Consider the following 231-nt stretch of genomic DNA (forward strand, 5'->3'; position numbering starts at 1 on the left):
TTGGCTCGAATCGGCTCTTTTCACTAGTAATAGCAACGAATGATACGCAATCGTTACCAGAATTCAGGATAAAATAGGACTTATGCGACGGCAATCGTTATCCAGAAATACAACTGTGGCGGGCCCCGAAAGGGACCCGCCACAGTTGTATTAATGAAGTTGAATTACTGGTAGATGACCTTGCCGGTCGTGGTGTCGATGTACTTGCCACCGCACGTCGTTTTTGGATCA

This window comes from Candidatus Nanopelagicales bacterium, assembly GCA_028687755.1.
In the GTDB taxonomy this organism is placed as follows: domain Bacteria; phylum Actinomycetota; class Actinomycetes; order S36-B12; family S36-B12; genus UBA11398.